Below are 15,176 nucleotides of genomic sequence, written 5' to 3' on the forward strand. Positions count from 1 at the left end.
CCCCTTACCTAGAAACCTAGTAAAAGTGACAAATACCAGTTAATAATATTTTCATAATAAAAATAAGAAATCAATGCACCCGCAGCGATAAAGGGCCCGAATGGAATCGGTTTCTTCCTTTCAAAAAAGCCTGCTGACAGTCCAATGATCCCGATGACCGCTCCCAGCAGGGTTGCCAGGAAAAAAGAAAGAAGCATTGGTTTGAGGCCAAGGACTAATCCAATGAGCGCGTACAGCTTAATGTCGCCGCCGCCCATACCGCCTTTACTGATGACAGCAATCAGCAGCAAAAGGCTGAATCCTATTACCGCTCCTGCCAAAGAATCCCACCACGGTGATAGAGGAATAAAAATCCGCTCTATTAAAAAAAGCCCCGAGAAAAACAGCAGAACTTTATCAGGGATGATCATGTATTTTATATCAGAAACAAAGATGATGATAAAAAGAGAAACAAGTGTGAGAGCGACTAATAGTTCCCACTCCCATCCGATGATAGAATACGAGAAAAAAAACAAAGCCCCTGTTGCAGCTTCCACTAAAGGATAAAGAGGAGAAATGCGCTCCCGGCAGCGGGAGCACCTTCCTCCTTGATTTAAGTATGATAAAACGGGAATCAAATTCATGGCCGTCAATGTATGGCCGCAGCCCGGACATGCAGAACGCGGCTTGACGATTGATTGATTAAGCGGCACCCGCAGGCCTACTACGTTGTAGAAGGAGCCTAGGAGTAGGCCGTAGATCATAACTATAAATTGCATATTATTTAAGTGTTACGTTAGATCGTTTTAAATCCTTTGCTTCGGTGGCTGTAGTAATATAAGTTTGACCATTCTCTGCTCCACCTACTAGTTTAACTTTATAAATGTAATTATTACCGTTTTTTTCAACTTCTACATAGCTTCCTGTATCACTGTATCCATTTTCTTTGTCGGAAGGGTTTTCAACCTCTTCTAAGTATCCGTTGGTTACCAATTCACCAAGTTTAATTTGACCTGAAGTAACACTCTCTCCGTCTACTTCATTAGTGCCTAGAGAAACCAAACCATCAGCAGTAACAGCCATTCTAGCAGCATTAGCCATTTGTTGTGCAGTAGCGATATGAGCATCCTTCTTAGAGTTATTAATCAATCCACCAATACTAGGAATCGCAATTGCAGCAATAATTCCCAAGATAACGACAACAGCAAGTAATTCGATGAGGGTAAGCCCTCGTTGGTCTTTTAATTTTTGACCGAGTTTTTTCAACATTTTCCGTTCCTCCTATAAGTCTTTTAGATTAGGTAAATAGTATTCCTCTTTTAATTATACATGACAATTTTGTCAAATAAAGCGGGTAATTGTAAAATTTTTAAAGAAATTGTTTAATAACCTTGAACGTTGTTGAAGATCTCAAACATCGGTACCATGATTGACGTTACAATGGTTCCTACCAGTGCCGCAAGTACCACAATCATTAACGGTTCTATGAGAGATTTCAATCTATCTGTACTGTTCTCTACTTCTTTTTCATAGAAGTCTGCGACTTTCCCCAGCATGGAATCTAGTGAACCTGTGGTTTCCCCGATGGCAATCATCTGTGTGACCAGCGGCGGGAAAGCCCAGTGTTTCTTCATCGGTTCAGTCAAGGAGGTCCCTTTTTCCAATGAGTCCCTGGAATCACGCAGCACCCGGGCAACCACTTCATTTTCCACGACCTTTTCAACGATGGCCAACGCTTGTAGAATCGGCACTGAGCTTGAGAACAAGGAGCTAAGCGTTCTAGTCATTCTGGCCAGTGCGGCCTTTTGAATCATAGGGCCGAATATCGGCATTCGAAGCATCGTATAGTCGAAATAATATTTCGTCCTGCTATTCTTTTTCACTGCCATGATCCCCGCTGCAATAGCAGCCATTCCCGCAGTCACCAGATACCAGTATTTTTGCATGAATTCACTGGATCCAAGAACAAACTTCGTGATCGCAGGCAGTTCGCCTCCAAAATCCGCGAGCATGGTCACAAAAGTAGGCACCACTGCCACGAGCAGGAATATGACAACTGCTATCGCAATCACTCCAACCACTGCTGGATAAGCAAGTGCCGAGACTATCTTCTGTTTTGTCATGTGCTGCTTTTCGTAGTGAGTAGCCAGACTTTCAAGTGTTTCGTCTATGCTTCCGGATGCTTCTCCTGCCCTGACCATGTTGATCAGCATCGGTTCAAAAACCCGGCGGTGCTTCGCCATAGAATCCGAGAGTGGATTCCCATCTTTCAATTCCATCTGGACTTCAGATAGCACCCTGCTGAGGGCTTTGCTCTCGGTCTGGGAGGAAAGGATATCCGTTGCATCGACCACTGTCACACCTGCCTGCAGAAGGGTGGCAAACTGCCTTAGAAAGATGACCATATGCTGAAGTTTTACCGGATTCCCGATTGCAATATCCTTTGTCAGAAGGGTTTCCGGTACCTCATTCATTTCAATGACCCTGATGCCTTGATTTTTCAGTTTCAGCATCGCTTCTCTCGTCGATCCTGCCGTCAATACCCCTGACTTCTTTCCTGTCCGTCCGCGCCCTGTATATTTGAAGCGTGCCATTAGGTTGTCTGCTCCATTTCGATGTAAGGAAAGGCTGACTCACGGGATATAACGCCGGATTCATATAAGTTCTTAATGCTTGAAGACATGAGATGCATCCCCATTCCTTTTGATGTCTGCAGAATATTATCAATCTGATGGACTTTTTCAGAGCGGATCAGATTGGCAATGGCCGGGTTATTGACAAGCAGTTCAGTTGCAGCTCTTCTTCCTTTTTTATCAATCACAGGAAATAATCGTTGCGAAAGGATCGCTACAAGAACAGAGGCCAGCTGGATGCGGATCTGGGCTTGCTGCTCTGGAGGGAATACATCCACAATACGCTCAATCGTGGCTGCGGCACTTGATGTATGCAGCGTTGCAAAGACAAGATGTCCTGTTTCAGCAGCTGTAATCGCTGTATGTATCGTTTCAAGGTCCCGCATCTCTCCGACAAGGATAATATCCGGGTCTTGGCGGAGGGCACTGCGCAGCCCCCTGGAAAAGTTCTTTGTATCAAACCCTACTTCACGCTGGTCGATGATGCTGCTCCCATGCTTGTGAAGATATTCGATAGGATCCTCAAGCGTGATGACATGCTTCCTCATCGTTCTATTGATGTGATCAATCATGGATGCCAGCGTGGTTGATTTCCCGCTTCCCGTGGGACCGGTCACCAGTACGAGCCCTTGAGGTTTTTCCGTGATTTTTTTCAAAACCTGAGGCAGGCCCAAGTCATCGATACTTGGAATACTTGTCGGGACAATGCGGATGGCAAGCGAAATACAGGAGCGCTGCTGATAGGCATTGATCCTGAAGCGGGAAATGCCGGGTATTCCATAGGAGAAATCTAGCTCACCCTGTTCAAGGAACATTTGCCACAGATCTTCCGGGATGATCGATTTCGCCATTCCTTCGGTATCCGCTGGTTTTAGGATTTCTTTTCCGTATCTTTTCAAATCCCCATGAAGACGGAATACCGGAGGGGATCCAACTGTCAAGTGTATATCCGATGCCTTAAGTTCATATGCTGAACGCAATAAGTAGTCAATTTTTTCTTTCACTGCCATCACCTATTCCGAAATTGCTACCCGAAGAATTTCTTCGGTGGTTGTCAATCCCTGCTTCACTTTCAAAAGCCCATCATCCACAAGGAAAATGGTCTTGTTTTTCACTGCGTGCTCACGCAATTTTGAAAACGGCTCTCCGTTTAAAATCACTTTCTTCATATCATCATTCATAACAAGGACTTCATGGATAGCCAATCGCCCTTTATAGCCCGTCATGTTACAGGAAGAACAGCCTTCACCGCGCATGATTTTATCGATCTTCATGCCCCTTTTGGCGAAGATTTCAATCTCACGTTTGCTTGGCACCTGTTCACGCCCGCAGTCCCTGCATACCTTTCTCACCAGACGCTGAGCCACGATGCCGCTTAAAGACGATGCAACGAGAAAAGGTTCCACTCCCATATCCAGAAGTCTGGTAACCGTGCCAAGAGAGTCATTGGTATGGATGGTACTGAGGACTAAATGCCCTGTCAGTGAAGCACGAATGGCAACCTCTACCGTCTCCTTATCACGTATCTCCCCGACCATGATGACATTGGGGTCCTGACGGAGGATGGCCCTTAAGCCTTTGGCAAAAGTAAGACCGACATTAGGATTGACACCAATCTGATTGATACCTTCAAGCTGATACTCTACCGGGTCTTCAACCGTTATGATGTTGACTTCTTCACTGTTTAAATGATTCAACGCGGCATAAAGGGTGGATGATTTACCAGAGCCCGTCGGACCGGTAATCAGTACAATGCCTGTAGGCTGCTGGATCATATCCATGAACCGTTTAAAGTTGAGTTTGTTGAAACCGAGCTGTTTGATATCATTCAGTGCAGAGCTGAGGTCGAGTATACGCATGACGACCTTTTCCCCAAATACGGTTGGAAGAGTCGAAACACGGAGATCGACAGGCCTGTAATCAACATTCGTCTTGATTCTGCCGTCCTGAGGGATCCTGAATTCTGTAATATCCAGATTGGACATGATTTTGATCCTGGCAATCAGCATACTTTGCATATGTTTCGGAAGATTACGTTCAGTTCTTAACACACCATCAATACGGTAACGGATGGATACCTTTGTTTCCTGAGGATCAATATGGATATCACTTGCCTTTTGGGTGACGGCATTCGAAAGGATCTGGTTTACGAGCTTAACAATCGGCGAATCCTGGTCGACAATCGTTTGTTCTTCAATGGTGTTTTTATCCTGCTTTTCATTGACAAGCTCTTCAAAGCCTTCTTCTGTGTCGTAATATTTAGTAATGGCTCTGAGAATATCATCTTTTGTAGCGATGGCGGTTTCAATCTGAAAGCCCGTGGAGAGCCTTAAATCTTCTATTGTGTAGAAGTCCATAGGATCCGACATGGCAACGTACAGTTTTTCTCCCTCTTTTTTCAAAGGAATCATCAAGTTGCGTTTTGCCTCTTCCTTTGGAATCAGGTGAAACAGAGTTGTATCAAAAGGATAGCGGTATAAACTCACATGCGGTATCCCAAGTTGAAATTCAAGTACTTCGATCAACTGCTGCTCGGTTATGTACCCTTTTTGGAGGATGGCATCTCCAAGCCTCTGCCCCTGTTCTTTTTCCCGAAGGGCCATATTAAGTTTTTCTTCTGAAATAAGGCCCGCTTCCACTAGAAGATCTCCAAGCCTTTTTCTGGTCTGAACCATGCAATCACCAGCTTATTAGATTTATTTCATTTATTCTCACGTTTTTCATTCGAATCAGACTTAGATGCCGTTCCAGGACCTGAAGTAGAAGCGGCACTGGTACTATCGCTGTTGTCAGAAGACTTTCCAGTTTCTTCTTTAGCATCCTCTTCACTGCTCCCTGAATTAGGCGGAGGTCCATTGGTGCCTTCTGAATCAGAATCTTCAGTTTCAGCTAACGGTGTATCGATAATATCGGTTTCTTCGACATCTTCCGGCGCCTCTTCTAAACTACGAATCTCAATCCGGTGAACAGGGGGATAGAAATCTTCAGCAATCTGTTCTTCCGCCAATACTTCCCCGTTTTCACCGATACTCTGGCGGAATACTTTAATCAACACACCTTTAGAGCCTTCCTCCTGCACCCTTACTACATTCTTCTCCAGAAACGGATTGTACTGCACGATCTTCTTTGGCGGGAATTCCTCTTTATCCTTTAATGAAACCTTATAGTCGGTTGCCAATGGGAACCCGATCAATTGGGCGTAGATCTGATTATTCAGCAGCTCCAGTTGAATAACATAATCGGTTTTGTTTGGATTGGCGAAAACAAAATCCTGATGGCTTGATGCATCTACTTTCGCCTCATATCCAAGCTCAACTTCTTTAGGCAGTTCCTGGCTTGTATTTCTTTCAATGATCGTAAAATTGGTTTTCAGGATGAGCTTATACAACAGTGAAGTGATCAAACTAAGGTCCTGATCTGTAGAGAACCCTTTATCTTCCAAGTTCTGCAGAAATGAAAAGTCTGACCCTTGTTTAATTGCAATTTCCGGAAAAGTGTCTATAAATCTCTTAATTTCAGGAGTGATTGTTATCTTTTCAGAAAGGGCCTCTGCTGTTACCTCTTCAACACTTCCTTTAGGAAAGTAGTTACTTAAAGAAATGACAGAATCGCTCGGAAGCATAGAGGCCTGGCTGATCAAATCCTGCTGAAAAGCCTCCGTTTCCATTTCTTCGGCCTTCATATCGGGGAAAGCAGCTGTCAGCTGCTGCATGAGCATATCACTATCTAAAGAGACAGCTAACGGATTGACTCCTCCCTCATTTACACTCTGGAAACTTTTATTGATATCAATGTGAAAGACTGACAGATCTATAAGTGTTTCCTCGCCTGAAAGTTCAACTTTCAGGACTGCCGTTGCTTTCCAATCTGCTACAGCCTGGGCCAAGGCTTCCTTTGCCTGCTGCTCCGGCTGTCCTCCTATATCAATGGAAGCCACTTTTGTAGATGGTTTAATCACAGATCCTTCGGTAAATTTATCTAATGCAAAAGAGCCAGCATGGGAAAAACCGAAAATAAATACTGTGGCAGAGAGTAATGGAAAAAATACTTTCTTAAATGGTCTGTTCTCCATGTCAATTGCTCCTTTCCCATTATTCTTGTGTATTCATTGTCAATTCAACAAAAACGGACGGTCCCTCGTTTTGTGCTTTGGAAATATCCCCTGCAGTAAGGATGGTGCCGCTTGGTATCAGGGTCTCACCCGAAACACCTAAAATATCTTTGGTTACCCTCTTGCCTTTTAAAAGGTCCGCCTGCTTATTCTTGATATTCTCCAAATCATCACTTGACCCTGTTTCTTCGAATTCAAGGTTTTCTTCCTTCTTGTTTTCAGGCAGGAGGTCTTCTACGGAATCTTTAAAGTGGCCGGCAGAACCTTCCTGTACAATCAGAATGTCCTTTCCGTAAGTCAAGATTTGTTCAGACTCCAAGATTTTCTCGCTATCTTTCATTGCAACAAGAATTCCAATAATATTACCCGTTTCATCATCGACAAAGTATTCTTTGGCTTCACCTATCAACTGCCCTTTTCGGGACATGATCCTTGTATCATTGATTCTGATTTTTTTATTTACCAGTGCATTTGCAATCGGAATTTCATTCAAATCAATTACTGCATTGATATTTTCAACCGTTACAGCATACTCCCCGATCCCAATCACCTTTTTAAAAGGGATCGCCTTGACGCTCACTTGCCAGTCTTCATGTTCAATCGTCAGAAAGTCGACTGACCCTTTTTCTGGATTGACAACCAATGATTTGACACTCCCAATCTCCACTCCATCGTTGATACTAATGATCGGTAATCCTACAATTTCAGCACTCTTTTTCATACCGTTACACCTATTCCCTTCCGTTTCTCATCATTTGTTGTTTTACAATATTCTTCCATGCAATTTCTTTATAATCATTCAATTCACTTTTCAAAATCGGATAAGAGATGAATCTCTCCTCGATCTCATCTATAAAGATTTTAAGTTTAGTAAATTCTTTTGATTCATGGTATCGCTGGATCAATTGCTGAGAGAGAACAAAATAATCCCTGTCGTGCAATTTAGGGTGAAGATACTGTCCGACTAACTCTTCAAATTCTTTCAGGGACAGTTTATTTTTATAGTAGATCAATTCTTCTGCGATTGTTTGGATGACCCGCGTTTGCAGCGGTGAATGGGTTTCTGATTCTTGATCATCCTGCGCATTTTCCTGGCGGATCTCTTCCTCTACCAGCTCATCTGAAATAACTTCTTCCTGTTCAGGTTTTTCTTCTTCTGTTTCAAGCGATTCAAACTTTTCTTCCAGCAGATCTTCATTAGAATTGAGCTTCTCTTCTTCAGGAATTTCAAATTCAGCGATTTGGGATGAATCTACTTCTATAAGAAGCTCTTCTGCTTCTTCATTATGTTCGGTTTCCTCTGTTACCTCTTCTAAATGTAGAAGATCTTCACTTACCTCATGTTCAAAAGATTCTATCTCTTTATTCGGCAATTCGATGGTTTCAAGTTCGTCTTCAACTTTAGGGACATCCGATATAGCAGCCTCAGGGTCTTCTTCCACTTGATCAATCATTAATTCAATCTCACTAAGAATCTCATCATTTTCATCCGGCATCTCCGATTGAGATTCTTCTGACGCGCCTATAATTGGCCTTTCTTCAATTGAATCGTCGTTATCAGTAACCTGTTCATCATTTTCAAAATTATGTACTGGCTCAATATCTTGGTCCTCCTGTTGAATCAGCCACTCAATCTCACTTAAATCTTCTTCACTTGTTATGTCATTTGGCATTTCTTCAAGGATTTCCTCTTCACCTTCCAGAAGGTCATCATTTTCTTCGAAGTCGATTTGTCTTGTTACTTCCTCTTCTGGGATGTCTGTTTCAGCAAGAAGCGGTATTTCCTCAAGCCCTTCTTCATCCGTTTCCACTTGGGAATCATTTTCTGATTCCATGATGATTCCTTGTTCAATGGGATCTCCTGTCTCTTCAGAAGTGTTTTCTGCCGGCTCAAGCACTTCACCCACTGTACTGAAAAGAACTCTTTCTTCTTTCTCTATGTCTTCAGTAGATGCGGGACTGTTTGTTTCCTGGACTCCATCTTCTGCAAGCAGCTGCGGACCGAAGCGGTTTCCAATGACCAGAGAGGAAACCATAACTAAGATAAATAAAATAATAGCGACCATCCAAAGCGAATATTGGTTCAATGCCAGCAGGCCCAATAAAGAAATAAACAGTGCTCCCGCGGCTATCCCGATCTTCCCTTTCTTCGTTATCCCGCCGGGCAGGAAAAATAGCACAGGCAAAAGGACCACAAAGGCTATAAGTGCAAAAATATATACCTCCATCCTTTCACTCCCTTCAAAATATATAATTTTTCTATGAATTTTGTCCTACATCTACATTTTTCGACTCTTAGATATTGTATAATAAAGTCAGGCATTTTGAAAGAAGGTGACAGAATGAAACTGTCAAATATCTTAAGAAATAACCAAGGTTTGACACTTATTGAGGTATTAGTCTCAGTTACCATACTAAGTACGGTACTGCTGGTCTTTTTGAATTTTTTCTTTCAGGCAGGTACATATACCAATATGAATCAAAAGAAAACCGTTGCCGTCAATGTGGCACGAAACGCTTTAATGTATATGGAAGGCCAAAGCTTCTTGGAAACAAAACGGGAATTCGCCGGTGTAAATGAAGGCAGTACAGGTCAGGATGATCATTTTTTACTATTAAAAATTTGCAATGATGCATATAAAACATTCCCCTCCGGAGAAGCCATACCTTCAAACTGTAGAGATATTACTATCAACGAAACTGCTTATGAAGTGGATATCAGATCAGAAGAAGTATCTTCCAGAAATGAAGAAGAACTAGATTACTATATACCCATAATTGCAGAAGTGAGGTGGACCGCAAATGAAAAGGAGTTCAGTACGACAGTGGATGGAACGGTTAAAAGCGAAGACATCCGCTGAGGGGGGCTTCACCTTGATAGAACTCCTTCTCACACTTGCCATCTCAGCCATCCTTTTTCCAGTTATCTGGGGAACATTCATAACAGGTTATAAAATCTATGAAAAAGTCAGCATTGAAGCCCAATTGAGGGAGGATGCAGACTATGCTTCTGCCATGATGATGAAAAGTTTGTATTCAAAGCCCTTTGACTATGTAACCGAATGTGAAGAGGATAACTGCCTGAAGTTTGTAGATAATGTGGAAACGTCCCAAAATCAATATAACCCGGCTGTCCTGGATCAAGATAAACAAAAAGCAGACGAAGAATCCTTCAAATTGCATTTAACGGAAGTCAATGGCCGGCAAGTCTGGGCAAGTGGAAGCACGATCATTGAAACTCCTTCTGACTTCAAGGACTCAGAAATCAGCTACACCTGTTCTGAAACAAATAGAGAAGGCAAATGTACAAACGCCATCATTTCTCTTAACTTCAAGGTCAAACATGCAAAGCATAATAAACAATTGAACCTTCAGAGCCAATTTGGATTTTAAATAAAGGGGGGAGTGAATTGAAGTTGAATGAAAAAGGAAATACTCTCATAACCGTGATGATTACATCCCTGGTTGTTATTACGATTGGTATGGGAGTGCTCTCTGCTTCCATCGGCGGAGCAAAAAGAACTGAAGTCAGGGAGACAGATATTGATATTACATATGAAGGGTTGAAATTAATTGATGAATTGACAGCGGATCTTTCAACAAAGCTGGTCCAGAATAATTTCAAAATAGAACAGCTTTCACCTTTGAATCTCACTTCAAAACTGTCATCCTACTTCACCTCCCGGATTGGCAGCACTTCCATGAATGACAGCATTTCATGTGTGAATATCGTGGACGTGACTGCAAACAGGCCTCAATATCTTATATCCGGGGAAGAAAATCAGTGTTTGGGAGACGGACTATCCAGCCTTAAAACGTTTAATATCGATTCTTCCCTCCAACTGACCAGGGTTCTCGAATTTGTTGTCACTGTCCATACACCTGAAAATCAGGAGGGAAAAGTGAACAGGACCATCCGTAAACGTGTCATCCTGTCACCGCTGCCAGGCTTCCTGAAATATGCTGCAGGTGCGGGAAATAAAACCATTTTGAATGGATCGCCAAATATTGTCGGGAATGTATTTGGTAATGAGATCATTCTTGATAAAAATGCTCACTATCAATTGACCGGGGGAACAGAAGAGGAAATTGAAACACCCTATTCTTCAATTTTTGGAGACATATATATTAACTCTTCCCGAGCAGACTATAAAACGGTTATGGATACCTTAACTGCAGAAAAATTTTATCATGGCGAGCTGCCTGACCTGAAAAATGACAGCCAGTTCATTGCAGTGGACTTTGAAGATACCTTTACTGAAAGAATTAATGAGATCCAGCTAGACCAAGGATTCAGGCAAACACCAACCGTAAACAATCTTTCACAGCATCTGAGGAATTCAATAAAAGAACAGTATACTTTTAGTATTACAAACCTGCCGGATGTACTGAAAAAACCATTGGATAATCTTTTAGGAGGAGGCGGTCTCCTGACTGGCCTGCCATCCCTTCAAGATTTGGGAATATCAGCGGGAGAAAGGGACAACAGCTATAAATTGATTGATGAAATGTTGTCTTCGACTCTGGAGGTTCCAGGAGACCTTGTCATTTCAAGTGTTGAATCCGCCTTAAACTTTACCGGGAAAATTGTAGCTGATGGTGATATCTATGTAATCGGCAATAAATCAATCAAACTGAATGATATTATTGCAACTGGGGATATACATTTGGTGAACTTGAATGACACCATCCAGGTGGATGGCGATATAATATCTGCAGGGAACATCACCATTCAAGGAAAGGATGAGGGGTTTTTGTTTAACTATGAAAGCTCAGATCCTGGTTATATTTTGGCAGGTAAAACGCTGACTATTGAATCACTTGATACTAAATCCTTCATAACGGGCAATTTATTCGCCGGTGAAAACCTTGTTATACAAGGGGACAGCAATGAGGGAAACAACGAAGAAAATGACGAAATTGAATTTGACTCCGTGATTTACGCCAGAGGAGAATCCTTGATTTCCAATCTTAATATATCAGGCAGTGAAAGCAATCAAAAGCAACTTGTCCTTTTATCTGGTGATAAACTCACTGTCACAAGGATGAACGAATTCAAAAACTTTGATGACAGTTCTGAACCGGAAAACTTCCAAGGCACTATTCCTGATACGAGCATTAAGCCATTAAAAGCATTCTTTTATACAGATGACAGCGCTGAACTTTACGGAGTAGGGTCGCTTTTCCAGATTGACGGAGGCGTTTTTGCGAACGACACCCTGGAAATCAACGCCATAAGGGGTGACATCGACAGTATCCAGGAAGCGGACCTCTTTTCAACCCGAATTCAGCAGGATAATCACTTTTCACGCTTTAATATCAATTACAATCGAGACATACTGCTTCAGAAAATTGATGCACTTCCAAAAACAGATCATCTCTCCCTCTTCAGTGATGAAATCAGGGTAGATTAATGAGAAAGCATTCCCTTTAAGCGGGAATGCTTTTTTTTATAAAAAAACTGACTCCGCCTAATGGAGTTCTCATTTGGCGAGTCAGTTTTTACTTTACCATCTTCCGTCTATATACGAATCACTTCCATCTTCCCCATCTTCATTTTCATCTTCATCCGGGGAAACCACCTTAAATACAGCAGTATCACTAATGGAACTATCTTCTTCGGCAACCACTGTAACGGAAGTGGTACCCAATTTTTCAGTCTCGAGGTACCATTCTCCGCCTTCCCTGACCACTTTAATCTCCTTCGATCCTGAAACGACTTCCGCCAATTCTTTATTGGTGGCATCTGATGGGTTGAAAATCAGAAGCGCTTCTAAAGGGATTTGTTGGTCAGTCAGCGGCAGCGTGAACAAATCTTGTTTAAATCTTACCTCTTCCAATTTCACATAGGGATCAATCACGGTTACAGGGACAGAAATACTGGCCTGAGAGCCTTTTGCAGTGACAATCAAATAATCTTGTCCAGCAGCCACCCCCAGTACTCGATGTGAACCTTCAGTATAACTGGCAATCGTACCATTGCCTTTTTCCAGTGTGACATCAAAATTTCTGTTCGGTGCATCAAATGGTTCCAGGTCAATTTGAATCTCAATAGATTCCCCGACCTTCAACTCTATCGGATTCGGTGACACCTTGATGGCTTTTACTTTTTTCATAATTTCGACCACTTGTGAAACCGGCTCTTCATTCAACGTAAATCCGCCAGTGGTTTTCACCCTTACTTCAACTGTTCCTGTTAATGACTCTGGCAGATTAATAGTGGCTGCTGGATCAAAGCTATTCCATTGGGTTGTGCCCTCATCCGAAACAACCTGATACTCATAGGTGACACCTTCTCCACTGACAAGCTTTACAACTTTAAACGAGACAGGCCCTTCAGTTTGTTGATTGTTTGTCAATGTCCTATCCGTTTGAGTCTCAATGAGTTCAATAGCTGTTTTCAGATAGATCTCATGAATATGTCCGTCACTGTAATGAATAACGATCGTATCACCATTTTTCAATTCAAGTCCTCTTACTGGCTTAGAGTACGGACTAATCTCTGAAATAATCCTTCCCTCGGAGTCATTTTTCTTCGTCAGCTTTCCGGAATGATCCCCGATATAGCTGGTATTATCGTTCATTCCTCCAAGCAATACCTGCAGTCCGATATAACCGCTGTGTGAAGTAAGACTGTGGCTCTGTGCATTGAAGTTTGAGTCCTCATAATAAATCGTCGATCTTGGCATCTTAACAAGATTCATTGCCCAGTCAGCCTGTAACAAGACAGTGAAATTCATACTTGCAGGAGTAAATCCGTAACGGTTATACGCTATAGAGCTTCCTAATCTGATCTCTAACGCTCTTTGGCCATTATGGGTAATTTCTGTGACTGATGAGCCTGTAAGAATAGTTGAAATGGCGGATTGTAAATTCTGGCTCTTTAAGCTGACGCCATCAGGCAGCGGCTGGATGATCCTTATATCTTTCAGCGTTCCTGACTTATTGGCTAATACAGCAGATGGAGTCAGTTCATACGCAATCGAAAATTCATTATGTTCGTTGCTTTGCATTCCCATCTTCACAAGATTTTCCGGGTTGTGATATTTGTTTCCAACCAATTTCACGCTGCTTGTAAATTTCGGCGCAGCTTCATCGACAATCTTTATACTGACAGCCGGATGGGTAACGGCAGGCTGGCTGCTACCGTCAAAATCCTTATAGATCAGTTTAATATTGTCAAATACATATTCGCCCTTCTCTGTGAACAACAGCGGCAGATTCATCTGTAAATTGCCCGGTGAAGGCTGTTTTCCAATCGGATAGGTAAAATTATACTTCATGTGAACAACATTGTTATTGTCAATATAAGCATCAGACTCCGGAGCTAATTTCACTTTCCCGTTAAATTTTTTTAAGTCAATCTGGACCTCGCCACTTACAGAAGGAGAGTTGAATTCCTTCGAAATATCCGTAAAGACATTTGAAAGACTATCAGGATTTGCCTGGATGGCTCTTCCACCCGTTTTATTAGACATCGATTCTAACAGTTGGTAGTTTACCTGCCCAGGTTCCGCAAAGGCGATACTGTACATCTTCACTTCATTCATTCCAAGTTTCTCTGCTGATGCTACCGCTTTTTCATGAATAATTTTCTTCACTTCATTATAACTGCCACCACTGGTTGATCCGTCAGTAAAAAGAGTGTACTGTCGGTTATTATATTGAAGAGAAGTGGGCTCTCCATCAGTCAAAAATATAATGTATCTCTTCGCATCTCTCATGCCTGAAAATTTTGTGAGTGCATACTCAAGCGATTGGGTATAATTAGTTCCTCCTACACTGAAATCAAATCCATCTTGTTCCCAATAGTAACCAATAAGCCAACTGAATTTTCTCACCCAATATTTTTCACCAAAATCAAGGTTCTCTGCGATTCCTTGGATGCTGCTTATACCTTCTGTCGGTTGAACCTTTCTATTCCCATATGACTTATAACTTACATCACTATCAAAAGGAACAAAATAATATTTGTCATTACTTTGTTTATTCTGGTCAAAGAATTTCAAAGACTCTTTCAAAGCATTTTTAGCACTTGTTGCTTTTTTGACTCCTCCGAAAGTATCCGCCATCGATCCAGAAGTATCATGCACAAACACAACATCTATTGGCTTTCTCGCTTCATTGGTCGCTTGTCCCTTTGGAGTCAATTCTATATCCAGCCGGCCCTGTGCATCCCCGCTCTGAGGCTTTACATATTCATTGGCACTGGGTTGTACGGAAAATTCTATGGAAGGTTTTTCTGCTGCGCTGGCAAAGGAGGTATGTAAAATAAAACAGAATATGATTGTAAAAATTATTCCTAATGAAAACCTCTTTTTCAAATTCTCCCCTCCTTATTGTCAGTTATTGTCAATACTTCACTAAAATTCCCTACTTATCTACTATTATAGCAAGCTATCCTATCTTTATATAGACCAAAGTACTCATTCAAAGAAAATTTTACAAAATAA

Annotated in this window: 12 protein-coding genes; 3 read left to right on the forward strand and 9 right to left on the reverse strand. The window is 42.0% G+C overall.

Annotation, left to right across the window (positions count from 1 at the left end; genetic code table 11):
* Window positions 1-8: 8 nt before the first annotated feature.
* The 8 genes from ACOJQI_RS17310 to ACOJQI_RS17345 all read right to left on the reverse strand — a co-directional run bounded on the left by ACOJQI_RS17310 (window position 9) and on the right by ACOJQI_RS17345 (window position 8,951).
* Window positions 9-758 carry a prepilin peptidase gene (locus ACOJQI_RS17310; protein WP_421380200.1) on the reverse strand — a complete coding sequence of 250 codons (750 nt, stop codon included), beginning with the start codon at window positions 756-758 and terminating at the stop codon, window positions 9-11.
* A gap of 1 nt (window position 759) precedes the next feature.
* Window positions 760-1,248 (reverse strand): type II secretion system protein, encoded by a 489-nt coding sequence (locus tag ACOJQI_RS17315; protein ID WP_421380202.1) that lies wholly within the window; start codon window positions 1,246-1,248, stop codon window positions 760-762.
* A 113-nt stretch (window positions 1,249-1,361) separates the two neighbouring features.
* Complete coding sequence (locus ACOJQI_RS17320) at window positions 1,362-2,573, reverse strand: type II secretion system F family protein (protein WP_421380204.1); 1,212 nt, start codon at window positions 2,571-2,573, stop codon at window positions 1,362-1,364.
* Window positions 2,573-3,616 carry a type IV pilus twitching motility protein PilT gene (locus ACOJQI_RS17325; protein ID WP_421380207.1) on the reverse strand — a complete coding sequence of 348 codons (1,044 nt, stop codon included), beginning with the start codon at window positions 3,614-3,616 and terminating at the stop codon, window positions 2,573-2,575. Before ACOJQI_RS17325 ends, ACOJQI_RS17320 begins: the two co-directional genes overlap by 1 nt.
* 9 nt (window positions 3,617-3,625) lie before the next feature.
* Window positions 3,626-5,287: a GspE/PulE family protein gene (locus tag ACOJQI_RS17330; protein WP_421380209.1), complete on the reverse strand. Its 1,662-nt coding sequence runs from the start codon at window positions 5,285-5,287 to the stop codon at window positions 3,626-3,628.
* A gap of 26 nt (window positions 5,288-5,313) precedes the next feature.
* Window positions 5,314-6,684, reverse strand: coding sequence for a VanW family protein (locus ACOJQI_RS17335; RefSeq protein ID WP_421380211.1), 1,371 nt, complete (start codon window positions 6,682-6,684; stop codon window positions 5,314-5,316).
* 19 nt (window positions 6,685-6,703) lie between these two features.
* The gene (locus tag ACOJQI_RS17340) at window positions 6,704-7,444 is read right to left on the reverse strand and encodes a PRC-barrel domain-containing protein (RefSeq protein WP_421380213.1); all 741 of its coding nucleotides are present in this window, start codon (window positions 7,442-7,444) and stop codon (window positions 6,704-6,706) included.
* Between the two features lie 10 nt (window positions 7,445-7,454).
* Window positions 7,455-8,951: a hypothetical protein gene (locus ACOJQI_RS17345; protein WP_421380215.1), complete on the reverse strand. Its 1,497-nt coding sequence runs from the start codon at window positions 8,949-8,951 to the stop codon at window positions 7,455-7,457.
* 114 nt (window positions 8,952-9,065) lie between these two features.
* Between ACOJQI_RS17345 and ACOJQI_RS17350 the strand changes: the two genes are divergently transcribed.
* From ACOJQI_RS17350 to ACOJQI_RS17360, 3 genes are read left to right on the forward strand one after another with little or no spacing between them, the layout of a single operon-like run.
* Entirely contained in the window at window positions 9,066-9,584 is a 519-nt protein-coding gene (locus tag ACOJQI_RS17350) for a type IV pilus modification PilV family protein (protein ID WP_421380217.1), read from the forward strand.
* Window positions 9,526-10,116, forward strand: a complete 591-nt coding sequence (locus ACOJQI_RS17355) for a PilW family protein (RefSeq protein WP_421380220.1) — start codon at window positions 9,526-9,528, stop codon at window positions 10,114-10,116. Before ACOJQI_RS17350 ends, ACOJQI_RS17355 begins: the two co-directional genes overlap by 59 nt.
* Before the next feature lie 17 nt (window positions 10,117-10,133).
* On the forward strand, window positions 10,134-12,137 hold the full coding sequence (locus ACOJQI_RS17360; protein ID WP_421380223.1) for a hypothetical protein: 2,004 nt from the start codon (window positions 10,134-10,136) through the stop codon (window positions 12,135-12,137).
* Window positions 12,138-12,230: 93 nt separating this feature from the next.
* Here the strand turns inward: ACOJQI_RS17360 and ACOJQI_RS17365 are convergent, their stop codons facing one another.
* Window positions 12,231-15,047 carry a hypothetical protein gene (locus tag ACOJQI_RS17365; protein ID WP_421380226.1) on the reverse strand — a complete coding sequence of 939 codons (2,817 nt, stop codon included), beginning with the start codon at window positions 15,045-15,047 and terminating at the stop codon, window positions 12,231-12,233.
* Window positions 15,048-15,176 lie beyond the last annotated feature (129 nt).

Origin of the sequence: Bacillus salacetis, assembly GCF_049177075.1 — a bacterium.
In the GTDB taxonomy this organism is placed as follows: Bacteria; Bacillota; Bacilli; order Bacillales; family Bacillaceae_B; genus Rossellomorea; species Rossellomorea salacetis_A.

Bases quoted from the DNA above. Each gene is read 5' to 3' on its own strand.
- ACOJQI_RS17310 (WP_421380200.1), bottom strand. From the start codon at position 758: ATGCAATTTATAGTTATGATCTACGGCCTACTCCTAGGCTCCTTCTAC.
- ACOJQI_RS17315 (WP_421380202.1), bottom strand. From the start codon at position 1,248: ATGTTGAAAAAACTCGGTCAAAAATTAAAAGACCAACGAGGGCTTACC.
- ACOJQI_RS17320 (WP_421380204.1), bottom strand. From the start codon at position 2,573: ATGGCACGCTTCAAATATACAGGGCGCGGACGGACAGGAAAGAAGTCA.
- ACOJQI_RS17330 (WP_421380209.1), bottom strand. From the start codon at position 5,287: ATGGTTCAGACCAGAAAAAGGCTTGGAGATCTTCTAGTGGAAGCGGGC.
- ACOJQI_RS17335 (WP_421380211.1), bottom strand. From the start codon at position 6,684: ATGGAGAACAGACCATTTAAGAAAGTATTTTTTCCATTACTCTCTGCC.
- ACOJQI_RS17340 (WP_421380213.1), bottom strand. From the start codon at position 7,444: ATGAAAAAGAGTGCTGAAATTGTAGGATTACCGATCATTAGTATCAAC.
- ACOJQI_RS17345 (WP_421380215.1), bottom strand. From the start codon at position 8,951: ATGGAGGTATATATTTTTGCACTTATAGCCTTTGTGGTCCTTTTGCCT.
- ACOJQI_RS17350 (WP_421380217.1), top strand. From the start codon at position 9,066: ATGAAACTGTCAAATATCTTAAGAAATAACCAAGGTTTGACACTTATT.
- ACOJQI_RS17355 (WP_421380220.1), top strand. From the start codon at position 9,526: ATGAAAAGGAGTTCAGTACGACAGTGGATGGAACGGTTAAAAGCGAAG.